General features: G+C 72.7%; 19 protein-coding genes and 1 pseudogene. 9 read left to right on the top strand and 11 right to left on the bottom strand.

The annotated features are described in order from the left end of the window. Positions 1-10 precede the first annotated feature (10 nt). Complete coding sequence (locus tag NQU54_RS10950) at positions 11-307, top strand: YciI family protein (RefSeq protein ID WP_093702913.1); 297 nt, start codon at positions 11-13, stop codon at positions 305-307. A gap of 161 nt (positions 308-468) precedes the next feature. On the opposite strand, the gene NQU54_RS10945 is transcribed toward NQU54_RS10950, so the two are convergent. Further along, positions 469-1155, bottom strand: a complete 687-nt coding sequence (locus tag NQU54_RS10945; protein ID WP_257630893.1) for a pentapeptide repeat-containing protein — start codon at positions 1153-1155, stop codon at positions 469-471. A gap of 264 nt (positions 1156-1419) precedes the next feature. Beyond that, a complete protein-coding gene (gene amcB / locus NQU54_RS10940) occupies positions 1420-2580 on the bottom strand; it encodes a cyclophane-forming radical SAM peptide maturase AmcB (RefSeq protein ID WP_257630892.1) in 1161 nt (386 codons plus the stop codon). 200 nt (positions 2581-2780) lie between these two features. Between amcB and NQU54_RS10935 the strand changes: the two genes are divergently transcribed. Beyond that, on the top strand, positions 2781-3302 hold the full coding sequence (locus NQU54_RS10935; protein WP_257630891.1) for an NUDIX hydrolase: 522 nt from the start codon (positions 2781-2783) through the stop codon (positions 3300-3302). Here the strand turns inward: NQU54_RS10935 and NQU54_RS10930 are convergent. From NQU54_RS10930 to NQU54_RS10910, 5 genes are all read right to left on the bottom strand, one after another. Continuing rightward, positions 3269-4741 carry a prenyltransferase/squalene oxidase repeat-containing protein gene (locus NQU54_RS10930; protein WP_257630890.1) on the bottom strand — a complete coding sequence of 491 codons (1473 nt, stop codon included), beginning with the start codon at positions 4739-4741 and terminating at the stop codon, positions 3269-3271. The genes NQU54_RS10935 and NQU54_RS10930 overlap by 34 nt on opposite strands. Before the next feature lie 136 nt (positions 4742-4877). Next, a complete protein-coding gene (locus NQU54_RS10925; protein ID WP_257630889.1) occupies positions 4878-5075 on the bottom strand; it encodes a DUF397 domain-containing protein in 198 nt (65 codons plus the stop codon). Positions 5076-5078: 3 nt separating this feature from the next. After that, positions 5079-5279: a DUF397 domain-containing protein gene (locus NQU54_RS10920; protein ID WP_257630888.1), complete on the bottom strand. Its 201-nt coding sequence runs from the start codon at positions 5277-5279 to the stop codon at positions 5079-5081. Continuing rightward, the gene (locus NQU54_RS10915) at positions 5218-6108 is read right to left on the bottom strand and encodes a helix-turn-helix domain-containing protein (protein WP_257630887.1); all 891 of its coding nucleotides are present in this window, start codon (positions 6106-6108) and stop codon (positions 5218-5220) included. The genes NQU54_RS10920 and NQU54_RS10915 overlap by 62 nt, the downstream gene beginning before the upstream one ends. Before the next feature lie 355 nt (positions 6109-6463). Beyond that, entirely contained in the window at positions 6464-7954 is a 1491-nt protein-coding gene (locus NQU54_RS10910; RefSeq protein ID WP_257630886.1) for a hypothetical protein, read from the bottom strand. Between the two features lie 228 nt (positions 7955-8182). Here NQU54_RS10910 and ssgD point away from each other — a divergent pair, with 228 nt between their 5' ends. Next, positions 8183-8596 (top strand): spore wall synthesis regulator SsgD, encoded by a 414-nt coding sequence (gene ssgD, locus NQU54_RS10905; protein ID WP_069872456.1) that lies wholly within the window; start codon positions 8183-8185, stop codon positions 8594-8596. A 60-nt stretch (positions 8597-8656) separates the two neighbouring features. Here the strand turns inward: ssgD and NQU54_RS10900 are convergent, their stop codons facing one another. Together NQU54_RS10900 and NQU54_RS10895 are read right to left on the bottom strand one after the other, a co-directional pair. Further along, entirely contained in the window at positions 8657-9337 is a 681-nt protein-coding gene (locus tag NQU54_RS10900; RefSeq protein WP_069872459.1) for a GOLPH3/VPS74 family protein, read from the bottom strand. Positions 9338-9770: 433 nt separating this feature from the next. Beyond that, a complete protein-coding gene (locus NQU54_RS10895; RefSeq protein ID WP_257630885.1) occupies positions 9771-10439 on the bottom strand; it encodes a hypothetical protein in 669 nt (222 codons plus the stop codon). Between the two features lie 245 nt (positions 10440-10684). Between NQU54_RS10895 and NQU54_RS10890 the strand changes: the two genes are divergently transcribed. Beyond that, positions 10685-12511, top strand: coding sequence for a transcriptional regulator (locus NQU54_RS10890; protein ID WP_257630884.1), 1827 nt, complete (start codon positions 10685-10687; stop codon positions 12509-12511). Between the two features lie 37 nt (positions 12512-12548). On the opposite strand, the gene NQU54_RS10885 is transcribed toward NQU54_RS10890, so the two are convergent. Next, a complete protein-coding gene (locus NQU54_RS10885) occupies positions 12549-16160 on the bottom strand; it encodes a hypothetical protein (RefSeq protein WP_257630883.1) in 3612 nt (1203 codons plus the stop codon). A 395-nt stretch (positions 16161-16555) separates the two neighbouring features. Here NQU54_RS10885 and NQU54_RS10880 point away from each other — a divergent pair, with 395 nt between their 5' ends. The 3 genes and pseudogenes from NQU54_RS10880 (at position 16556) to NQU54_RS10870 (ending at position 20228) form a co-directional block, all read left to right on the top strand. Then, entirely contained in the window at positions 16556-18025 is a 1470-nt protein-coding gene (locus tag NQU54_RS10880) for an aldehyde dehydrogenase family protein (RefSeq protein ID WP_257630882.1), read from the top strand. Positions 18026-18133: 108 nt separating this feature from the next. Beyond that, positions 18134-19110, top strand: a pseudogene (locus NQU54_RS10875) (GMC family oxidoreductase). A 152-nt stretch (positions 19111-19262) separates the two neighbouring features. Beyond that, on the top strand, positions 19263-20228 hold the full coding sequence (locus tag NQU54_RS10870; protein ID WP_257630881.1) for an LLM class F420-dependent oxidoreductase: 966 nt from the start codon (positions 19263-19265) through the stop codon (positions 20226-20228). A 24-nt stretch (positions 20229-20252) separates the two neighbouring features. On the opposite strand, the gene NQU54_RS10865 is transcribed toward NQU54_RS10870, so the two are convergent. Beyond that, the gene (locus NQU54_RS10865; RefSeq protein WP_257630880.1) at positions 20253-21164 is read right to left on the bottom strand and encodes a LysR family transcriptional regulator; all 912 of its coding nucleotides are present in this window, start codon (positions 21162-21164) and stop codon (positions 20253-20255) included. Between the two features lie 206 nt (positions 21165-21370). Here NQU54_RS10865 and NQU54_RS50020 point away from each other — a divergent pair, with 206 nt between their 5' ends. After that, on the top strand, positions 21371-21451 hold the full coding sequence (locus NQU54_RS50020; RefSeq protein WP_355853955.1) for a putative leader peptide: 81 nt from the start codon (positions 21371-21373) through the stop codon (positions 21449-21451). A 337-nt stretch (positions 21452-21788) separates the two neighbouring features. Continuing rightward, on the top strand, positions 21789-22343 hold the full coding sequence (gene ssuE / locus NQU54_RS10860; protein WP_257630879.1) for an NADPH-dependent FMN reductase: 555 nt from the start codon (positions 21789-21791) through the stop codon (positions 22341-22343). The last annotated feature ends 2 nt before the right edge of the window (positions 22344-22345 follow it).

Raw genomic sequence — 22345 nt, 5'->3', positions numbered from 1 at the left:
CCTGGCTGTCATGTTCGTACTGGAGATCACGTACACCGCCTCGGCCGACCGCGTCGAGGCCGCCCTCCCCGAACACCTCGTCTGGGTGGACGACCACTTCGCGAACGGCGCCTTCCTCGCCTCCGGCCCCAAGAACCCCCGCGACGGCGGGGTGATCCTGGCGCTCGGCGACGACCGAACGAAGATCGAGGAGATGGTGGCGAGCGACCCCTTCATCGTCGCGGGCGTCGGCGAATACACCATCACCGAGTTCCTGGCCACCCGTACGGCCCCGGCACTCACCGAATACCGCCAGCAGCGGCCGTAAGGTCGGCACGGGGACCGTAAGGACGACACGGGCCGCAGGGCGGCTCCTACATGTCCGCCTTCTCACGGTGGCGGCGGATCTCCGCGCCGAACAGGTCGTGTGCGGAGCGGTCAGGGAAAAGTTCGCACGGCTGGAACATCATCGGTCCATCGGGTGAGGGGCTACTTGTCGTCGAGGTCTTCGCCGTAGGTGACGTCGAGCTCTGCGGCGAGAGCCTCGGCCAGCTGCGGGGTCTGTCCATGGTCGATGATCACCTGCTTGAGTGAGGCGAGGCCGCGGAGCTGGGAGAGGTCGTTGCCGCGCAGGTCCAGGTGGCGGTACGTGCCGCCGTCGAACTCGGCAAGCCGTAGATCGCAGCCCTCGAACGCAGCTGTGCTCAGGTCGGCCGCGTCGAACGTGGTCTCGCGCAGGGAGCACTGGGAGAAGATCAGGGGTCCGACGGCCCGGACGCGGGTGAAGGTGCTGTAGTCGAGCTTGCAGTTCTCGAACAGGACGTCGTCGAGGGTGACGTCCTCCAACATGGCGCCCATCAGCTTGCAGTCTCGGAAGACGGCGCGGGTGACCTTGCTGTCGGTCCAGCGCAGGGAGGACAGATCGCAGCCGGTGAATTCCACAGAGTCGACGCGGAGCTTCTCCAGCCGGGCGCGCTGGGTCTTGAGCCCGGAGACCCGCCCATCGATCAGGTGCGTGTCGGCCAGGTCCAGCGCGCGCAGATCCGCGTCGCCGTAGTGGAACTCCGCGACCCGGCCACGACCGCCTTCGAGCGAGGTCACGTGGGACAGGTACAGGCCGGGCTCGTCCAGCGAGGGCAGGGTGACGCTCGTGCGGCGGATCGTGCGGGTTCCCATTGAGATGCCTTCCCATGAGGTGGGCCTGGTGCGGCACCGGCGGTGCGCCCTCGCGCGGGCACGCCGCCGACGGTGGGCTACTTCTTCTTGTTCCAGTTGTCCCACGTGGGCCGATTGTCGAAGGGTGCGGGGCTCTTCCGCCAGTTGTCCCATGTGGCCGGTTGTCCCACGCCACCCCAGCGGTCACGGGAGCCGGAGCGACGTGGGTGGAGATCAAGTCCATCACGACCGGCGCGTCGGAAGTGGCCAATCCGTCGAGGAGTGTCATGTTGCTTGCCCTTTCTCCTTGGTTGCGAGGGTGGACAGGGCCGTGACCAGGGCCTGCCGGGAGACTCGGCAGTAGTTGGTCTCGGTGGACTTCAGGCTGCCGTTCTCGAAGTAGCGGTTGGCGGCCTGGGCGCCGCGACAGAAGTCGAAAAACGCGCACCCGGCCCGGCAGCGGTCCAGGCCGGTGAGGAAGTCTCGGACGTAGCGGAGTCGGTGCGCGCCGCTCAGAATCACGGGCAGGGACTGGTGGAGGATGTTGCCGGCGCGGAAGTCGCCGTAGGCAGGGTCGGTGGTGTCCGCAAGCTCCGGGGAGAGCAGCACCACGTCACCGGCGACGGAGACGGTGGGGATCGGATCGAGGCGCCGCTCGTCCCATGCCGCGCGCTGTCCAGTGCGGATCAGGTGCAAGTACTCGGCGAGGCGTTCAAGTTCCCTCACCTTCAGGCGGTCGCCCTGGGAGCGGGTCCAGATGAGGGTGCGGCGCCAGAACTCCTCGGCCTGCGCGGGGGTGGGCGCCTGCCGATCGGTATTGACGCCCTCGACCTCCTCGATGTTGAACCCCGCCGAGTGGCAGCCAAGCTCCGCCAGGAATCCCAGCAGTTCTTCGGGCTGAGTGATCGACTCGGTGGCGACGACCGAAATCACGGAGAACGGGATGCCGTACTCACGCAGTCGCCGGACGCCGTGGAGGATCCGGTCGAAGGCAGGCTTGCCGCGCAGGTCGACCCGCTCGGTGTTCAACGCGGCCGGGCCGTCGATGCTCACGCCCACGCGGATGTCGTATGCGGTCAGCAGCTCGCACCAGGTGTCGGTGATCAGGGTGGCGTTGGTCTGCACGTAGTGGTGGACGCGGCCCGCGAGGCGCAGATCCTCGAAGGGGGCGAGCAGCGCCCTGAACTTCTGCGGGCCGAGCGCGAGGGGCTCCCCGCCGTGCCAGACGATCCCGATGGGCGGGCTGCCGCTGGCCGTGAGCTGAGCGACCGACATCGCCAGGGCGGCGGCGACATCGGGGCGCATGTGGTGCCTGAGCTTGCGGAAAGGCAGGTAGCAGTAGTGGCAGTCGAGATTGCACCAGGTCGTGGGCTGAACAACCACGGTCTGCGGGACCGTGAACCACTGATCGTAGCGGGCACGCCAGCCGGAGATGCGGGTGCGCATCACGGTCCTTTCCCTCACCGAACAGGGCCTTCGCCCGCGCAGCCGATCGGCAGCGGCGGGGCACGCGTCCACCTTCCGGCCTGTCATGACGTGTATGCGATGACATTGCGATGTCATCGCCGATGACATGTCATCCGGCACCCGAAGCCCCTGCTCTACTGGCGAGTTCAGGAAAGGGCCGGTGGGCTATCGTGGCGAGCGTGCCTCGCTCGATTCTGATTCACGACGGCCGGACCGCCCGCGACGTCGGTCTGGTGTACATCTGCTCGGGCTACCTCGTCGAGCGCGGCAAGGTGCTGCTCGTCCACCACAACCGCTTCGACAAGTGGGTCCCGCCCGGCGGGCACATCGAGCCTGGCGAGTCGTTCGCCGGAACGGCCGTGCGGGAATTCAAAGAAGAGACCGGCCTGCTGGTGGAGGCGATCTCCAGCCAGCCCGCCATCCACCCGGCCGACCACAACGCCACCCCCGAGCCGGTGCCGTTCTACGTGGACATCGAGCGGGAAGGGTTCGCCATCCCCGCCCTGGTCCAGTTCTTCTACATCCGCCGCCAGGCAGGCACCGGCGAGCAGGCCGTGCAGGCGCAGCTGGAGGAGGTGCACGGGGCTGGGTGGTTCAGCCTGGAGGACCTGGAGCAGTTGCCGACCTTCGAACAGGTCCGCTCCCTGGCACGCTTCGCCCTGCTGAACTACCCGGTCGCCTCCGAGCGGGCCCAGACGTAGCCGCCGGCCCCGTTCACGGTGTCGGCCATCAGCAGCCGGGCCGGGGCGCCGCCGAGGGCGGCGGACACCGCCTGGTTCAGGCGCTGGACGTACTTGGGAACCGAGGACGGGGCAACGAACAGGGCCTGGGCGATCTGCTCGGTCGACATGCCCTCGCCAGGACCGTCATGCACGACCTTCGCCAGGTCGAACAGCCGCTCCGAGAGCTGACATGCCACCTGGCCGTCGCTGTCCGGTGTGGTCAGCATGACCGTGTGCCCAGCGGCAAGCTCGGCGCCCCTGAGGGGGATCTCCGCCGCAATGTCGCTGTCGCCTGCCCCGGCTTCCTCGCCGATGCCGATCCGGGCGAGACGGCCGAGGGCCTCCTGGTAGGCCGAGACGGTGTAGTACGCCGCGCGGATAGTGGCGCGCTTGACAGAGGCGCCGGGTTCGTTCCACATCCCGACCTCGGGCTCCCACAGGTCGTTCATCAGCCGCCACGCCGTGGACAGCCGGGGATCGCGCGGGTTGGCGCCGGCCCGAATGACGGCCTGGGTGCACAACGCGTACGTCATATGCTCCCACGCAGTGCCCTGTACGTCCTTGTCGTCCTCGACGAAGGTCTCCCAGCGGTGGTGGTTGCGCAGCAGCCACTGCCCAGCCTCGACGACCGCCTCGGACAACCGCTTCTTCTGCACCGGGCCGTGGACGCCTCCGGCGTCCCGGGGCGCGTCCCGGTAGGCCGGTTCGCCTCCGGGACCGGCCCCGGAGGCAACTGCGGAGAGCGCCAGCAGGCACAGCGCGGTCTTGCTCGGGCTCGGGTCGGTATCCACGTAGGTGCGCCAACCCCAGGCGCCGCTGGACCGGCGGTGGTAGAGAAGACCATGGACGCCGTGGTCGATCAGTGGCTCGACTCGCCCCAGCAGGCTCGTGGTGTCCGCCCCGCCTGGGAGGACGAAACCCGGGCCGATCTCGTGGAGGGTGTCCCTGAGCTGGGCGAGCCCGTGCACGGCGAGGGCGGTCTGGTGCAGCGAGGTGTCGTCGAGACCGAGTACCTCGGGCCAGCCGTGGTCAACGCGATGGTCCTGGAGCCAGCCGACGCACCAGACCGCGGCCTCCACGACACCGTCGTGGTGGAAGAAACGCGGGTGCGACAGCAGTCCGGTCAGGCCGAAGGCGACGAAGCGGGTGTGCTCACCACGGCCGCCCTTGTGACGGGGTCGGCAGTGCTCCGGAATGGCGCCGGTCAGAAAGTCGAGTGCCTCGCGCACCGGCTGCCCCGCGAGCCCGGCGGCCCGCAGGATCGGAAGGACCTCGCTCGTGTTGACGATCGACGACACCGACGTGAGCGTGAGACCCCACCCGCCGTCGTAGCCCTGGTTGTGCAGCAGGGTCCGTGCGGCCTCTCCTGCTCTCACTTCGAACGCCGAAAGACCCGCATCCGCACGCGCCTTCCTCATGGCTCACCTCCACCGCCAAATCCGGATGGCCCCGGCCGGACCCTGCCCAACTCGACTGCTATGGACGCCTGTTCACCGCCCGGACGCTACGGTGCATGGTCATGAAACCGTTCGTATTCCAGCATGCGGCGATCGCTCATGCCTTGAGCGAGGCTATGAACGCAGCCCACGATTTGGTGGGGAACGGGATGGCGGGGCCGTCGGGGTTCTTGGAGTCGCGGACCGGGACGACGCCCGGGAGGTTGTCGGCGACCTCGACGCAATCGCCGCCGTCGCCGTTGCTGTAGCTGCTCTTGCGCCACGCGGCAGCGCTCAGGTCCGGGGTGGTTGGCATGAGTCAGCCCGTCTTGAGGCTTGCGATGAACGTGGCCCATGCTCCGGCAGCGAATATGAGGGCGGGTCCATCGGGGTTCTTGGAATCGCGGACGGGGATGACGCCCGGGAGGTTGTCGGCGACCTCGACGCATTCGCCCCCGTCACCATTGCTGTAACTGCTCTTGCGCCACGCGGCAGTGCTCAGGTCCGGGTTGATCGGCACGGGTCCATTCCTCCATGACGGCTCGGATCATCGCCTCCGAGTCGCGAGGCGAGAGGGCCATGGCCCTGAGCAGATCGTAGTTCTCCCGGCGCACTGCGACTCCCACTCGGTCCTCGATGATGGTCCCGGACCGACTGCCTTCCTCATAGGCCACTTGTGGTCCCTCGGGCACCGTGTAGAGCGTCAGCGCGCCACCCAGCATCTCTGGGTGCTCACCCACTGCGAAGGGAAGCACCTGGATGGTCACGTGCGACTCCGCCCCACGCCGGATCAGAGACGCCAACTGATCGCGCATTGCCTCGGATCCCCCAACGGGACGGCGTAGCACTGCCTCGTCGAGGATGAACCAACAGCGTGGCGGCTTGGGTCGATCCAGCAACGCCTGCCGGTCGACACGGGCCTTGACCATCGCTTCGATCTCCGCGAGCGGCGCATGCGGATGGACACCTCGCATCAATGACTCCGCATACTTCGGTGTCTGGAGCAGTCCGGAAGCACTTCCGCTGATGTACTGCTCGATGACGACGGCCCGGCTTTCGATCTCCACCACCCGGCGGTATTTACCGGCAAACGGCTCGTTCTTCGCCAGCGCGTACAGCCTCGCGAATAACCCATCCGTGCCGAAGCACGCGTCCAGCTTCGCCGGTAGGTCGTCGTACGGCAGCGACTCCGCCGCCTCGATCCGCGCGAGGTGGGACTTGCTGTAGTTCAGCACCTCGGACAGCCGCCGCAGCGACATGTCCGCCTTCTCGCGGTGGCGGCGGATTTCCGCGCCCAACAGGTCGCGTGCGGAGCGGTCGGGGAAGAGTTCGCGCGGCTGGAACGTCATTGGTCCATCCCTCCTGGTCCCGCTGTCCGGCTGGGACCGCTGGCTTGTTTTGAGCTTACGCTCCGGAGGGCAACATGCTTGACACGTTCCGTAATTGAGCCCTGGTGGCCGCACGCGCTACGGGGCGTCTGGCGGGGCGCTTTCCCCTCCCCGCCCCTTCCCGATACCAGGGGCTCCGCCCCTGGACCCCGGGCCTGCGGCGAAGCCCCACCACGTGGCGGAGCCGCATGGCCATGCGGCGGGAAGGGCCGAAGCCCCGGTTCGGGGTCCGGGGCGGAGCCCCGGTTTCGGGGAGGGGCGGGGAGGGGAACAGCCCGCCGCAGGCGTCAGGACCCGGCGGGCACCCCCACCCGCCCTAGCGGGACACGCAGAGCCGCACCACGAGCGAGACACAGTCCCGGGAGTCGCCGGAGCCGGAGCCGGAGCCGGAGGCAGAGCCGGAGTCGGTCGGCTTGGCCGTGGGCCGCTGCGTCGGCTCATCCGTGGGGCGCCGCGTCGGCCGCCCGCTCGGGGTGTCCTCCGGGTCCGCCGTCCCGCCGTCCGTCGGCTTCCCGGTCGGTTCGCCGGTCGGCCGGTGCGACGGGCCGCTCGACGCGGAGGAAGAGGCGGAGGAGGAAGCGGACGAAGAGGGCGAAGAGGGCCGCGACGAGGGCGAAGCGGAGGAAGAGGACGACGGCGCCTTCCGCGAGGGCGATACCGCGCTGGACGGCACATCCGCCGGGGAGTGCCCCGTGGGCACGCCCGACGTGGACGGCCGGTTCCGGGACGCCGGAACGCCCGCCCGCGGCCCGTCCGAGTGCCGCGACGCCCCGGACGTGCCCGACGCCGACGAGGAGCCGGAAGAAGCGGAAGAAGAGTCGGAGGTGTCCGATATGGACGGCGTCGACGCCGTCGCCGGCTGCTGCGCCTCCGCCGGGCCGCCGTCCGTCAGCGCCAGCCCCGTCATGACCGCCGCCCCCGCGACCAGCAGCACCCCGCCCGCGGCCGCCGCCACCGCTACCGGCCCCGCCTGGCGCACCCGCCCCCGGACGAGGTGCTGCATGGAGCGGCGGGACGAGACCAGCGGCCCGTTCGAGGGAGCCGCATGCGCACCGCCGGATGTCATGGCGCCCGCTCCGGCCGCCGCCACGACAGCCGCGCCACCCGCGGCCACCAGCGGCGCCAGGAAGCGCGCCATGCCCCGGTCGTACAGGTCAAGCAGCGCCGGGCCGACCAGTGCGGGCAGCCGGTCGTCGGCCGCCACCAGCTGCTCCATGCGGCCCCGGCAGTCCCGGCAGCCGTCGATGTGCACGGCGATCTCCTCGGCCTGGTGCGGGGAGTCCGCGCCCCGCACATGGTCGGGCAGCCGCTCCCAGTGCGCACCGCACGCGGCGCTCGCCGGATAGCCGGGCTGGGCGCGCAGGAACTCCTGGCGCACGCTCTCCCGGACGCGCTCCACCAGGGCCGCCGCGTCGTCGTCGGTCATCCCGGCCCGCCGCGCCACCTCCTCCGGCGGGAGCCCGTCCACCTCGGCGAGCCACAGCACCTTGATCCAGCGCTGCGGCAGCTCATCGAGAACCCGCACCAGCGGTTCGAGATACGACGCCTGCTGCGCCGGGCCCCAGCCCCCCGCCCCGGCCGAGAGCGCCCTTACGGCGCTCGTCAGCTCGTCCGGGATGGCGTCGGCACCGAGGGGGTGCCCGGCGCGCAGTCGGCGCCACACGCTGTAGTGCGCCTCGGCCACCAGATCGCCCGCAACCCAGGGGTTGCCGGTGAGAGTTCGGGCATATCCGCACAAACGCGGATATTCGGCTTCATAGATTCTCGCGTAGGCGGCCGCGTCGGGCGCCGCGTGACCTTCGGTCATGGTGGAACAACCCCTGGGGTGGGTGCCTCGTCACTACCGACGTTCTGTAACAGCTCCGCACGGCGCCCCGAGACCTTGCATGGTTTGGCAAGCCTAAATGCCCTATGTCCCCTCGAAAAATCAGTCGTGACGCACGTCACGTCGAAAGCGGGTGCACTGCCCTGATCGCCCAAACGTCTTAACGGTCGAAGGGCGACGCGCCCCGCACCTATCGCAAGGGAGCCCGACGTGACCACTGTCATCGACCAAGCCGTCCAGGCACAGCTCATCGCGTCGACGCCCGAGTCACGCGCGATCCCGGCCTGCCTGCGCTACGAGCGGGACGACCCGTTCGCCGTCCGCGTCTCCTTCCCGCCCTCCGCGTCCCTCGACGGCTCCGAGGTGGAGTGGACGTTCGGGCGGGAGCTGCTCGCGGCCGGGCTGCGCGGCCCGGCGGGCAGCGGGGACGTACAGATGTGGCCGTGCGGATCGCGGCGGACGGTCCTGGAGTTCCACGCCCCCGAGGGCATGGCCATGGTCCAGTTCGACACCGCCGACCTCCGCAGATTCCTCGGCCGCTCGTACGCCGTCGTCCCCGAGGGCAACGAGGCCGGGGAGCTCGACCTGGACCAGGGGCTGGCGTCGCTGCTGAGGGACGCCTGAGCCGGTACGGAATCCCCGCGGTACGGAATCCCCGCGGTACGGAATCCCCGCGGTGCGGGGTCAGGTGGCGGTCACGGCCGTGGTCGCCGCCAGCATGGCCGTGGCGACGGCGGCGGCAAGCGCCGTACGCACCTGGGCGATCACCTTCTCCAGCACCGGGCCCATGCCCCCGCAGCGCTCCCCCAGTGCCAGGATCCGGCGCTTGCGGACCTTGGCGTCCGTGGCCGTCACGACGGTCCTCAGCTCACCCGCGGCCGCCAGGGTGACCAACGCCGCGTCCCGTTCGGAGACTTCGGCCGCCGGCTGTTCGCCGTGCAGTACGCGCACCACGTCATCCCGCATCCCGACCACCGGCTCGGGCCGCTCCAGCGTGTACTCCCTGGCCGGGAACAGCCCCAGCATCCGCTTCCCCTTCGCCCGCAGATAACCGGCCGCCACCATCTGGTCGCGGACCGCGTGCTCGGTCAGCCGCGGCTGATGTCCCACCCAGATCTGCCAGCTGCGCGGCCGGGATTCGCCGATCAGCTCCAGCAGCCCGTCGAGCGCGCGATCCCCGGTGGCGGCGTCGGCCACCGGGCATGGGCAGCCGTCGGCGTCGGTGAGCATGCCCCGCTGGACGAGCTCGGTGAGGGCGGCGGCGCGTACGAGGAGTGCGGTGTGAGCGGCGGTGGGCCGGCCGGTCTCGGGGTCGTAGGAGAGCAGGTAGAGCGAGGCGGCAAGGGAGAGCGAGCCGTTCGGCATGGGAAACCTCCGACGGTCGGGCGTCCGGTGGGGCGGGCGTACATCGACCATATCGGCCACGCGCCCCCATGATCGACCCTCCGGCACCGGGTCCTGGCTGCCGCCGGAACACATCACCTCTCCGGGGCCGGGTGTCCATCGGGGCGTCATCTCCCAGGAACACGGGAAGGTGGCGGCGACGCGTACCCCCGTGTGTACGCGTGGCCGCCACCGGTCCCCTCCCCCGTCCCCCGTCGGCCCCCCTCGGGCCGCGTTACCCCCCGTGGGCCCCTCGGGCCTCGGCACCCCCGCCAGCGGCCCGGCCCCTCGGGCCGTATCCCCCATCGGCCCTCGGCCCCCCTCGGGCCCTGTCCCCCGTCGGCCCCCCCTCGGGCCGCGTCCCCCTCGGGCCCACCCCCGTCAGGGCCCGGTCATCCCCCCCGTCAGCCCCCGCTCACGGGTGGTACAGCTTGACCACCGCGGTGGTGGTGGTCCGCTTGAAGTCGGCCAACGGCGCCTGCTCGTAGCCGCCCATCTCACCCCACGACACGACGGTGACGGTCCGGCCGTCGCGTCCCACTCCGAAGAGGTGGATGCCGGGCTCCGAGTCCGGGTACGAGGTGTGGACGCCGTAGACATGGGCGCCGTCCTCGGCCGTCAGCGCGCCGTAGTCCCGCCAAGAGGCGGTGCCCTGCGGATAGTCGCCCTGCCAGTCGGCGGCGCAGGCGCGGATCTTCTTCTCGGCCGCGGCGGCGAGCTTGCGGGCCGCGTCCACCGTGCCGGTCCTGACCACGATCTGCGTGGCGCCGGTGTCGTACTCGGTCCAGAAGGTGCGGTGGGTCGCCCCGGCCGACGGGAGGGTCTTCTCCACGCAGAACGGAGGGGTCTCGGGCAGGCCACGGGTGACATCACCGGCGTACCAGTCCGAACTCGGATGCGGCGGAAGCTCCCTCGGCACGAGGTGGGCGGGGGTGCGCTGGGGCACGGCCGCCGGTGCCTCCGCCCCGGCCCCCGCCGACGGTGTACGGGCCTGGGCCGGCCCGATCCCGGCCACGGCCACGACGGCGGCCGCGGCCACGGCGCCGAGCGCGGCGCCGCGGAATGAGTGCAAGGGCTTGCGCATGAGGTGGTTCCTCGTCTCTTCCCGATCTCAGGATCTCAGCGTGTCGCCGTCGCACCAGGAGGCCGCGGCGACAGGACAAGCGTGTGCGCCACCTGGCCGTGGCCGCTACGACCGGCGGGGCATCCGGGACGCTGGAACGCCTGCACGTACGCTGACTTGGGGGTATGACAACACCCTGGAACGCGCGCGTGGGACGCCCACGGGACGATGTCGCGATGCCGGGGCCGATATTGGGGGGTGGTGGCGTGGGGAACGCCAGGGCGGTCGAGGACTTCGCCGAGAGTCTGCGGGCTCTGAAGGAGCGCTCGGGCCGCAGTTACGGTTCGCTGGCCACACGCATGCACGTCAGCACGTCCACGCTGCACCGTTACTGCAACGGCGACGCGGTACCGGCGGACTACGCCCCCGTCGAGCGCTTCGCCCGGCTGTGCGGCGCCACCCCGGAGGAACTGGTCGCCCTCCACCGCCGCTGGATCGTCGCGGAAGCCTCCAGACGCCGCGCGCGGGAGAGCACACCGGGCGCCACGCCGTCGGCCTCGCGCGGGGGCGAGGCCGACACACGCGAAGGCGCCGCCGACCGCCACCAGGAGCGCGCCACCACGTCCGGCCGCCCGAGCCCGGTCACAGGCCCGCCCCCGACGGCGGCCACCGCCACCGGCCCGGCCGGAGACGGCGCCGGGCCGGAGCAGGCAGATGAGCGCTCCCGCGACGCCCGGCCGAGCACGGCAGCCGATGAACGACACGACGCCGCCGCCTCGGCCGACGCGCCGACGGCCACGTCGCCGCCCGGCGCCCACCCGGCCGCAACGCCTGCCCCCTCACCAGGCGACACCGGCCCCCGCGCCGAAGGCGACACCGCGGACGACACCGGCCCGAACCAGTCCGCGCGCGGCCATGACACCGCGCGCCGGCGCGGGGCCGCACAGCGGGACGGAACCCCGCACCCGGGCGCGGACGCCACCGAACGGCCCGACGACGGCCGGGCCCCGTCCGCGTCGGCCCCCGGGCAGACCCAACCACCCACCGCCGGGCAGGCCCAACCGCCCACCGCACCCCCCGACACGGCCGCCAGGCGGCGGCGGTTGCGGGCGGTGTCGGGAAGCGGCGGGGGCAGCGCCGCCGGGTCACGCGGACGGCGGCCGTGGGCGTTACTGGCCGGGGCCGCCGCCGTCGTCGTGCTCGCCGTCACCGCGGTCGAGGTACGGCCGCCCGGCGAGGACGGCCGGAAGGACACCGCGGCCACGCCTCCCTCCACCGCCCCGTCCTCGACGCCATCCGCCGGACCGACCGCCCGAGGGCATCTGGACCGTCAGAAGACGGACGGGGACGACGCGTCCGGCGCACCGCGCGGTGACGGCAAGGGCGAACGCGACAAGGAGCGGAAAGCCAAGGGGGCCGCCTCCGGCTCGCCCACGCCCGGCGCCACCAAGGGGCCGGACCACGGCGGCTCCACCCGGGCCCCGCTGACCCTCTCCACCCGTTCCCACGTCTGGGAGAACGGCTGCGGCCACCGCTATGTCATCGACCGGCCCCAGTCCGAGGTGGCCCCGCCGCCCACCGAGCAGGACGCCCCGACGTGGGCCGCCGCGCATGGCGCCGTACACGGCGGGACCACCAACGTGGAGGTCACGGTGCAGGGCCGCGCCTCGTCCGCCGTGGTGCTCCAGGCCCTGCACGTACGGGTCGTGGGCCGCCGCACCCCGCTCGCGTGGTCGTCGTTCGCCATGGACAACGGCTGTGGGGGCTCCCTCACCCCGCGCGCCTTCTCGGTGAACCTGGACGCCTCCCGTCCGCTGGCCCGCCCCACCGACGGCAATGACGCGGGCAAGCCGATCCCCGCCGTCAGCTTCCCCTATCGCGTCTCGGCCTCGGATCCTGAGGTGCTGCTGGTCAACGCCCGGACGGCGGGCTGTGACTGTAGCTGGTACCTGGAGCTGGACTGGACGAGCGGCGGCCGCTCGGGGACGCTGAGGATCGACGACCACGGCTCGCCGTTCCGCACCAGCAGCGTCAAGGGGCGCCCGCAGTACGCGTACGACTACGCCGACGGCGCCTGGTACAAGAGCGACTGAGCACCCGGCGGCGGCACCCCCTCACCCCACCGCCCCCTCACTCCACCACCGTCGTCAGCCGCAGCGCCGCATCCCGCACATCCGCGTGCGGATGGCCGCGCAGGGCGCGCAGCCGATCCCGCCAGGGCTCCGCCCATTCCGTACGCGCCCCGCCCACTTCGGTGAGGGTCGCGGCGAACAGCCCGGAGGCGTGGCCGCCGTCCTCGTCGAGGTCTCCCGCGGCGCGCAGCATGGCCGCGTCGGAGCCCGGCCGTGACGCGGTGTTCAGCCGCCGGCGCAGGGTGTCGGCGGTACGGACGGCGAGTGCGGGGCGGGTGGTGTGCAGCCGGGCGAGGCGGGCGAGCCCGGCGGACAGCGGGCCGGGGCGGGCGTCCAGGTCGAGCGCGTTCACCAGCACATGGGCGGCCTCCTGGATGAACGTCTCGTATCCGGCGAGGAGTTCACCCGCGGCCCGTGCGGTGCGCCGGGTCACGCGGGGCCGCATCCGGGCCCGGGTGGCGAGCCGGTCGGCGAGGTGCTGGATGCGGCGGTGGGCGGGGCGGTCCCGGTCCGGTTCGGCGTCGGGGCCGCCGGGCCGGGCGTCGGCGGTGGCGAGCGCGGCGAGCGCCCAGGCCAGCGGGTTGTCACCGGTCGAACCCTCGGCGGCCGCGGCCATCAGGTCCAGCAGGGCGTCCGCGGCGGCCCGCCAACTGGCCCGGTTGCCCAGGTCGGTGACGGCGGCGACCAGCACGGCCGCCGCGTCCGGCGCCCATGGCGACCACCCGGCCAGCGCCCCGTAGCCGTCCGCCGCCACCTCGGGGTCGTCGGTGTCGCACACGACGCGTATGAGCTGGGCGTAGCGGGCGCGATGCGCCTCGGGGAGCTCCAGCGGGCGGGTGCGCAGCACGGCGCGGCGCAACTCGCGCCGTCCGCTCGCGGCGGCGGTCAGCAGTTCCCAGGCGCGTTTGGTGTCGAGCAGCCCGGTGGCGAAGGCGACGCAGGCGGCCTGCACATCGGGGTGCTGGCCGGGCTGTTCGAAGGCGTCGGCGAGCAGCGCGGCGGCGTCGGCGGCCGGGAGGAGGGCGGCGGCGAGCCGGGCGGCCTCCTTACGGCTGGTGACCTTCGCGGGGACGGGCGGTACGGCCGTGGCCACCCCGTCCGGCGCGAGCACCCCGCGCACCAGCGGCGCCAGCCGGGACGGCTCGACGTACCGGGACGCCCTGGTGGCCGCGTACACCGCCACCCGGGCCCGGTCGCCGCCCGCGTGGGCGAGCAGGACGGGCAGGGCGTCCCCGGGGCGGTCGGTGCGGGCGAGTGCGGCGAGCGCGCTCTCGGCCAGGACCACATCCGCCGGCCCGGTCAGGGCCCCGTCCGCGGCGGCGGCCCAGGTCCGGACGGTGGCCGCGCCGGCGCCGGGGATCGACGCGGCGTCGGCGATGGCGTCCGCCCGCTGGTCCGGCCGCAGGGAGGTGTCGGCGGCGGCCCGGTCCAGGACGCGGGCGGCGGCGGTCTGCTGGCGGGGCAGCCAGCGTCCGGTGTCCCGGCCGGTGGGCGGGGTCCAGTGGGTGCCGTGGGCGAGGAAGCGCCCGTACGGCGGGGTGTCGCCGAGTACGAGGTCGAGCAGATCGGTGCGCCTGCGGGTCAGCACGGCCAGGACGGGCGGCAGTACGGCCGCGGAGGGCTCGTGCGTGAGCAGTTCGGCCACCCGGGCGTCCCGCTCCGCCGGTGGTTCCAGCCACAGCCCGATGGCGGTGCGCACCGTGGCGTCGCTGCCGAACGAGATGGCCTGCCAGAGGAGTTCCTGCACCTCGGGCAGGGCGTGGGCGCGGCGGCCGAGGGAGCGGGCGAGGGCGAAGGTCAGCTCGTGGTCGACCCGTTCGGCCCCCGCCTCCAGCCAGGGCCGCAGCGCCTCGCACACCGCCCGCTCCTGGCCGTGCCGCAGCCGGTGGTCGAGGCGGCCCAGGTCGGTGGCGCCGACGCTGCCCGCGAGCCGGGTGAGGGTGCGCAGCGCCCAGCCCAGCAGCTGCCGCCGCCCGGTGACGGCGTGTTCGCGCAGCAGCGCCACGGCGAGGTGGCGCAGCGCCTGGCGGGTGGCGGAGGAGGAGTCGCGGGCGGAGATCGCGTCGGCGGAGATGCGGTCCAGGTGTTCGGCGGCGTCGTCGGTGAACAGCGCGGGGTGGGTGCGGGCGAGCGCGCCGAGCGCCGCGGAGCGCACCGGGTCCTGCTCGTTGCGCAGCCGTTCCAGCAGGTCGAGCAGGGTGGTGAGGGCATCGGGGTCGCCGGAGCGGGCGACGCAGCGGACCAGCAGTGGATAGGCCAGGGCGCGGTCCTCGGCCGAGGGGCGGCGCACGGCGGCCGCCAGCTCCTCGCGCGCCTCCTCGAACGGCAGATGGGCCACCGACTCCAGCACGGTGGTCCAGGGCGCGCCGCGCTCGCGCGCCCGAGCGGCCATCCGGCGGGCCTCGGCCTGGCGGCGGGGGTGCGGCAGAACCTCGAGTACGGCGGGTTCCACGACGGCGTGCGCGGGGTCGACTCCGTCGGTGGCCGCGTCGTGGAGCGCGGAGCGGCGGGCGGGCGGCAGCGCGGCCAGCAGCCGGGCGAGGGCGTCGGCGTCATGGCGCAGGGCGCGGCCCAGTTCGGCGAGCTCGGGCGGGTCGGCGCGGACGATCCGGCGCAGCACGGCCCGGTCCAGCCGGCGCCGGGTGCCGCTGTGCTCGGGGGCGATCAGCAGCCGTAGCGTACGGCCGGGCTCGGCGGTCACCAGCACCGGCAGCCGGGCCCGTACGGAGGCGGGCAGCGGGCCGTCGCAGTGGTCCTCCAGCAGCTCCAGCACCCGCTCCGGCTCGGCGGGCGCGGCGAGCGCGACACAGGGTGCGTAGCGGGTCCACCAGTCGGTGCGCAGCGGTGCGGGCAGCGCGCTGAGCTGGCGCGCGGCCTCGTCCAGGACGGCGAGGGGATGTCGGGCGACGAGGGGCCGCCAGCCGCGGACGGCGTGGAAGAGTCCGGGCAGCAGCCGCGCCACGGTCTCCGGCCCGCAGCCGGGGAGCAGCCGGACGGCCTCGCCGTCGCCCCAGCGCTCCCGGTACGGCTCGATCAGCCGGTCCGCGAGGGCGGTGCGCCGCCCGGCCACGACGGTGCGCGCGAGTTCGCGCCGTACGGCGGCGGGCGCGTCCTCGAAGGCCGCCGCCAGCGCGTCGTCCGCGATCGCGCCGGGGCCGCCGCGGCGGGCGGTGTCGAGGGCGCGGTGCCGCACCACGGGGTCCTGGTCGGCCAGGCGCGCCGCGAGATGGCCGGTGCGCCCGCCGGCGGCCGCGGCCACGGCCGCCAGCCGCCGTTCGTACGTCCCGCGCCGCTCCAACTCCTCGATCAGCGCACCCAGCCGCCCCTCGGCACTGGCCGCCCGCGCCCGCCCGGCCAGCTCCCGCATCCGGCGCGGAAAGGGCAGCGGGTCGAGCGCGGCGAGCAGTTCGTCGACGAGTACGCGCCGGGGTTCGGGGGCGTACTGCGGGTCGGGGGCGTACTGGGCTTCGGGAGCGCGGTGGGGCTCGGGGGCGCGAGGGGACTCGGGGACCCGATGCGGTTCAGGGCCGCGAGGGGGTTCAGGGGGCCGCTGCGGTTCAGAGCCGCGGTGGGGTTCGGGGCCGCGATGGGCTTCGGACGCGTTGACCATGCCAGGGATTGTGCCGCCCACGCGTGCGGTCACACGTCCCGCCCGGAGATCGTTCCCCGGAGCATCCCTCGCCCCGGCGCCTCACACCCGGCCGCACCCGCACGCGTCCCGCCCCCGCGCCCCGCGCCCGGCCCGCGATGCGCACAACAACCGCAGCGACCCGCGACCCGCCCAGCCGCACCCCGGCGCCGGCCCCCGGACCCCCGGGTCGCCCCCGGCCGGGCTCGCCGGGGCCGTCGGCCCCCGCGCGCCCGCTCACCTCCCCGCCGCGCCCGCGGCCTCCGTACGCCGTGCGCGGGTGACCGGCGCCGCTTAGGCTCGGTTGTGTGGGCCGGCCGGGTGCGTCGACGGATCCACCTCGGGACCGGCCCCGTCGTCCTAGCCCGGAGGAACCCATGCCGGAGCTGTTCATCGGCGGCCACTGGACGACCGCTCTCGACGGGCACAGCCGTGAGATCCGCTGTCCGGCGGACGGCTCGCTGGTGGCCGTGGTCGCCGAGGCGGGGCCCAAGGACGCCGCCGCCGCGGTGGCGGCCGCCCGGGACGCCTTCGACCGCGGATCGTGGCCCGGCACCCCGGCCGCCGACCGGGGCGGGCTGCTGCTGCGGGTGGCCGATCTGCTGGAGCGCGAGAAGCAGGCGCTCGCCCGCGCCGAGTCCCTGGACACCGGGAAGCGGCTGGTCGAGAGCGAGTACGACCTCGATGACATCGCGAACTGCTTCCGCCACTTCGGCAACCTCGTCTCCGCCACGGACGCCGGCCGTGTGGTGGAGGTGGGCAGCCCGGAGATCGACAGCAGGGTGGTGCACGAGCCGGTCGGGGTGTGCGCGTTGATCACGCCGTGGAACTATCCGCTGCTCCAGACGGCCTGGAAGGTGGCGCCCGCGCTGGCCGCCGGGAACACCTTCGTCCTCAAGCCCAGCGAGCTGACCCCGCACACCGCGATCCATCTGATGCGGCTGCTGACGGAGGCCGGGCTGCCGGGCGGCGCCGCCAATCTGATCCTGGGCTCGGGGGCCACCGCGGGCGCGCCGCTGGTCACGGACGAACGGGTGGACATGGTGTCCTTCACCGGCGGGGTGGTCACCGGACGCTGGATCATGGCGGCCGTGGCGCCCACGGTGAAGAAGCTCGCCCTGGAGCTGGGCGGCAAGAACCCCAATATCGTCTTCACCGACTGCGACTTCGACACCGCGGTGGACTACGCGCTCACGGCCGTCTTCCTGCACTCCGGGCAGGTTTGCTCGGCCGGTGCCCGGCTGCTGGTGCAGGAGCAGCTGCATGACGCGTTCGTGGACGAGATCGTCCACCGCGCCCGGAACATCCGGCTGGGCGGGCCGTTCGACGAGAACGCCCGCGCCGGTCCGCTGATCTCCGCCCAGCACCGCCAGAAGATCGCCGACTATGTGGCGGCCGGGATCGACGAGGGCGCGGTGCTGCGCTGCGGCGGGACCGCGCCCGACGATCCGGATCTGGGGGAGGGCCACTACTACCTGCCGACCGTCCTGGACGACTGCACCCCGGACATGTCCGTGGTGCAGGAGGAGTCCTTCGGCCCGGTGCTCACCGTGGAGCGGTTCCGGGACGAGGACGAGGCGGTGGCGCTCGCCAACGACACGATGTACGGGCTGGCGGGCGCGGTGTGGACGCAGGACGCGGAGAAGGCGCACCGGGTGGCGTCCCGGCTGCGGGCCGGCACGGTGTGGATCAACGACTTCCATCCGTATGTCCCGCAGGCCGAGTGGGGCGGGATGAAACAGTCCGGTATCGGCCGTGAGCTGGGCCCGTCCGGGCTGCACGAGTACCAGGAGCTCAAGCACATCTGGCGCAACACCGCACCCCGTGCCCAGCGGTGGTTCGAGTGACGGCGACCGAGCCGGCCGGACCGCCGCCGGAGCACTGGTTCGTCCAGCGGACCCGTACGGGGGTGCTCGCCGAACACGCGGCCGCCACCACCCCGTGAGGAGAGGCCCGTGGACCAGTTCGACTACGTGGTGGTCGGCGGTGGCACGGCCGGATCGGTGGTCGCCGCCCGGCTGTCCGAGGACCCCTCGGTGAGCGTATGCCTGCTGGAGGCGGGCCCGTCGGACCGCGGGGACGACGACATCCTGCGGCTGAACCGCCGGATGGGGCTGCTGGGCTCCGGCTACGACTGGGACTACCCGGTGCGGCCGCAGCAGAAGGGCAACAGCTTTCTGCGCCACGCCCGCGCCAAGGTGCTCGGCGGCTGCTCCTCGCACAACTCCTGCATCGCCTTCTGGGCCCCCGCCGAGGACCTCGACGAATGGGCCGCCAACGGCCTGGACGGCTGGTCGGCCGCCGACTGCTTCCCGCTCTTCAGGCGCCTGGAGGACAACGACGCGCCCGGCGACCACCACGGCCGCGGCGGCCCGGTCCGCATCCGCACCGTGCCGCCCGAGGACCCGTGCGGCCGGGCGGTGCTGGCGGCCTGCGTGGAGGCGGGCATCCCGATCACCCCGCCTTCTGCCTCACCCCGAACGTCACCCGCGCCCGCTCCCGGGGCACCGTCCGGCTGGCCAGCCGCGACTTCCGCGACAAGCCGCATGTGGACCCCCGCTACTTCACCGACCCGTACGACATGGACATCATGACCCGCGGTCTGCTGCTCGCCCGCAAGATCGCCGCCCGGCCCGCGCTGGCCATGTGGGCGGGCGCCGAACTGGCCCCCGGGCCCGATGTGCACGGCACCGCCGAACTGGCCGCCTACGTCCGCCAGACCCACAACACCGCCTACCACCCGGCGTGCACCGTGCGGATGGGCGCGCCCGACGACCCGGACGCCCCGCTCGATCCGCGGCTGAGGGTCAAGGGCGTGACGGGGCTGCGGGTCGCGGACGGCTCGGCGATGCCGTACCTCATCGCCGTCGATCCGTGCGTCACGACGATGATGATCGGCGAGAAGTGCGCGGACCTGATCAGGCGGACCTGATCAAGCGGACCTGATCAAGCGGAACGGAGCACCAAGCAGAGCACCAAGGGGAGTGACCAACGTGCCGCGTCTACCGCATGTGAGCCGCCACGACCCACGGTGACCAGCCGTTCGTGCCGTTTGGACGGCGCGGGGAGCGGTACTCGGGAGCCATGGTTCGATGGGGATACACGATGATGACCGAGCAGGCCGGTCCACGTCAGCTCGTCGATGACGTGGTCCGGGCCGAGCAGATCGGGTTCGACTTCTCGGTGACCTCCGACCACTACTTCCCCTGGCTGGACTCCCAGGGGCACGCCCCGTACGCCTGGAGCGTGCTGGGCGCCGCCGCGCAGGCCACCTCCTCGATCCCGCTGACCACGTATGTCACCTGCCCCACCGTGCGCTATCACCCGGCGGTGGTGGCGCAGAAGGCGGCGACGCTCCAGCTGCTGTCCGAGGGACGGTTCCGGCTGGGGCTCGGGGCCGGGGAGAACCTCAACGAGCATGTGGTCGGGCAGGGCTGGCCGTCGGCCGATGTGCGGCACGAGATGCTGGAAGAGGCGATCGAGATCATCCGGGCGCTGTTCGACGGCGGCTATCTCACCCACCGCGGCACCCACTACGACGTCGACTCGGCGAAGCTGTGGGATCTGCCGGACCCGCCGCCGCCCATCGGGGTGGCCGTCTCCGGGCCGCGGTCCTGCGGGCTGGCCGGGCGGCTGGCCGACATGCTGATCGCGACGGAGCCCAAGTCCGAGCTGGTGGCGGACTTCGAGCGCGACGGCGGCGCCGGGAAGCCCAGGATCGGCCAGATCCCGGTCTCCTACGACCCGGACCGGGACGCGGCGATCGCCCGCGCCCATGACCAGTTCCGCTGGTTCGGGAGCGGCTGGAAGGTCAACTCGGAGCTGCCGGGGCCCGCCTCCTTCGCGGGCTCCACCCAGTTCGTCCGGCCCGAGGACGTGGCCGCGTCCATTCCGTGCGGCGATGACGTCGAGGAGTTCACCGAGCTGATCCGGCCCTTCGTCGACGCGGGCTTCACGGACGTCGCCCTCGTCCAGATCGGCGGCGACCATCAGCGGCCGTTCCTGGACTGGGCCGAGAAGCAGCTGCTGCCCGCGCTCAGGGAGCTCTAGCCCAGGGAGTTCTCAGCGGAGCGCTCAGGCGTACCGGGGGCCCGCACGCCGTACGAAGAGTTCATGCAGATCGCGTACGGCGCGCGGGACGGAGCCCGAGCGGCGGCGCTGGATCACCAGCAGCACATCGGTGGCCTCGCCGTCCGCGAGCGGCCGGTGAGTGATCGCGCCGCCGCGCTCCAGCGGGTCGCCGATGACGCTGAAGTCGGGGAGCACGGTGACCCCGAGCCCCTCCGCCACCATCAGCTTGCCCATCTCGGCCCCGTCGGTGGAGTACGAGAAGGACGGGGCGCGCCCGGCCAACAGCCGGTGGATGAAGCGGTGCATGAGATAGCCGGAGCGCATCACGATCAGCGGCTCCCGCCCGTCCAGCAGATCCGCCGCGCTCACCGTCGGCCGGGCGGCCAGCGGGCTGTCCGGGCGCAGACAGACCACCGGACGGCCGCGCAGCAGCTCGGTGGTCTCCAGGTCGGGCGGAACGTCGTCCCCCCGGAGGTAGTTGACCAGGCCCAGGTCGAAACTCCCCTCCAGCAGCGCCCGGCGGATCTCGGTCTGCTGCGCGCCCACCACCTCGACCTGGGTCACCGGATGGGTCGCGCGGAACTCCCGGACGGCCGGGATCAGCAGCGGGACCGTCGCGGTGTTGACCGTGCCCAGCCGGATCATCCGGCTGACCCGGTGCTGGTCACCGGCGGCGCCGCGCAGCCGGTCGACCGCCTCGATGACGCTGACGATATGCGGCAGCAGCTCCCGTCCCTCCGCGCTGATCGTCGCGCCGGAGCGCTTGCGCTCCAGCAGATCCACGCCGAGTTCGCGTTCCAGGTTGCGCACGGTCTCGCTGAGCGCCGGCTGGGACAGATGCAGTTCCTCGGCGGCGCGGCGGAGCGAGCCGAGGCGGGTGACCGCGGCGATGTATTCAAGCTGCTCAATTCGCACACCCCGCACGATGCCCGTCCGGTGGGCCCGCTTCAAGGGGTTCCCTATCACGGTCTCATGAATACCGACTCACTCCCCGGGCCGTGTCCCGGGTAATCTCGAAGCGGGCACCGTGGAATTCCGCGGCCCGGCCCCCGCGTCCGGGATATGGAATGGACCCCGGGCCTTCTTGACCGGCAGGACTTCCCCCTGGTTGGATCGGTGACATGAAGCGACAGGACCTCACGCGGCGACGCCACGTCGACCTCGCGCGTGTTTCCAGCGCGTTCTGTTGCTGTCCTGCTTGACCCGCCGCCGGGTCCGAGCGAGCCCTGAGGGATCGCCTCCGCTTCGCTCTCCACGGCCTCTCATGATCGGGAAAGGCTTTTAGCCGCCGCCCTCCCCCGAGGAAATGCGGCCGCGCTCCCCGCCTTTCGCGCCCTTTCGCGCTCCCGGTCTTTCCTCGCCCCGTCCGCGATGAATTCCCTTCGACGCCGGGGCGCCGACTCCCCATGCCCGTATTCGCTCCAACGGGAGTTCCCGGCCTGGCCCCGCTCGCCGGGCACAACGGCTTCGCGCCGTCCTGATCTCCGCCCTTCCCACCGGCTCCCGATCCCGCCCCGACCGCATCACGAAGGGTTGCTCATGGCCACCGTTCTGTCCCTCTCCGGCTCACCCTCCGCCACTTCCCGCACCGCCCGGCTGCTGCGCCATCTGGACGCCCGGCTGACCGCCCAGGGCCATCAGGTGGTCCCGCTCGACGTGCGTACCCTTCCGCCCGCCGCGCTGCTCGGCGCGGACTTCTCGCATCCGGCGATCGTCCGGGCCAAGGCGCTGGTCGAGCAGGCGGACGGGCTCGTCGTGGGGACGCCGGTCTACAAGGCCGCCTACTCCGGGCTGCTGAAGTCCCTGCTGGATCTGCTGCCGCAGTACGCTCTCGCGGGCAAGACGGTGCTGCCGCTGGCCACCGGTGGCACCACCGCCCATGTCCTGGCCATCGACTACGCGCTGCGGCCGGTGCTGTCCTCCATGGGCGCGGCCCATATCGTCCAGGGCTGGTTCACCCTGGACAAGGACATCACGGTGGAGCCGGACGGCGGGGTGAGCGTGGCGGCCGGGGCCGCCGAGGCGCTTGAGCAGGTCGTCGACCAGTTCTCGGCGGCGCTCGGCCACCCCACCGTGCTGGCCGCGGCGAGCTGACC

This window comes from Streptomyces malaysiensis subsp. samsunensis (assembly GCF_024519315.1).
GTDB classification, from domain to species: domain Bacteria; phylum Actinomycetota; class Actinomycetes; order Streptomycetales; family Streptomycetaceae; genus Streptomyces; species Streptomyces malaysiensis.
The sequence above is the reverse complement of the archived record's forward strand: the minus strand, read 5'-3'. Positions and strand labels throughout refer to the sequence as shown.

Excerpts from the sequence above, each read along its gene's own strand:
- NQU54_RS10950 (WP_093702913.1), top strand. The coding sequence starts at position 11 with ATGTTCGTACTGGAGATCACGTACACCGCCTCGGCCGACCGCGTCGAG.
- NQU54_RS10945 (WP_257630893.1), bottom strand. The coding sequence starts at position 1,155 with ATGGGAACCCGCACGATCCGCCGCACGAGCGTCACCCTGCCCTCGCTG.
- amcB (WP_257630892.1), bottom strand. The coding sequence starts at position 2,580 with ATGCGCACCCGCATCTCCGGCTGGCGTGCCCGCTACGATCAGTGGTTC.
- NQU54_RS10930 (WP_257630890.1), bottom strand. The coding sequence starts at position 4,741 with ATGAGGAAGGCGCGTGCGGATGCGGGTCTTTCGGCGTTCGAAGTGAGA.
- NQU54_RS10925 (WP_257630889.1), bottom strand. The coding sequence starts at position 5,075 with ATGCCAACCACCCCGGACCTGAGCGCTGCCGCGTGGCGCAAGAGCAGC.
- NQU54_RS10915 (WP_257630887.1), bottom strand. The coding sequence starts at position 6,108 with ATGACGTTCCAGCCGCGCGAACTCTTCCCCGACCGCTCCGCACGCGAC.
- NQU54_RS10910 (WP_257630886.1), bottom strand. The coding sequence starts at position 7,954 with ATGACCGAAGGTCACGCGGCGCCCGACGCGGCCGCCTACGCGAGAATC.
- NQU54_RS10900 (WP_069872459.1), bottom strand. The coding sequence starts at position 9,337 with ATGCCGAACGGCTCGCTCTCCCTTGCCGCCTCGCTCTACCTGCTCTCC.
- NQU54_RS10895 (WP_257630885.1), bottom strand. The coding sequence starts at position 10,439 with ATGCGCAAGCCCTTGCACTCATTCCGCGGCGCCGCGCTCGGCGCCGTG.
- NQU54_RS10885 (WP_257630883.1), bottom strand. The coding sequence starts at position 16,160 with ATGGTCAACGCGTCCGAAGCCCATCGCGGCCCCGAACCCCACCGCGGC.
- NQU54_RS10880 (WP_257630882.1), top strand. The coding sequence starts at position 16,556 with ATGCCGGAGCTGTTCATCGGCGGCCACTGGACGACCGCTCTCGACGGG.
- NQU54_RS10870 (WP_257630881.1), top strand. The coding sequence starts at position 19,263 with ATGGTTCGATGGGGATACACGATGATGACCGAGCAGGCCGGTCCACGT.
- NQU54_RS50020 (WP_355853955.1), top strand. The coding sequence starts at position 21,371 with ATGAAGCGACAGGACCTCACGCGGCGACGCCACGTCGACCTCGCGCGT.
- ssuE (WP_257630879.1), top strand. The coding sequence starts at position 21,789 with ATGGCCACCGTTCTGTCCCTCTCCGGCTCACCCTCCGCCACTTCCCGC.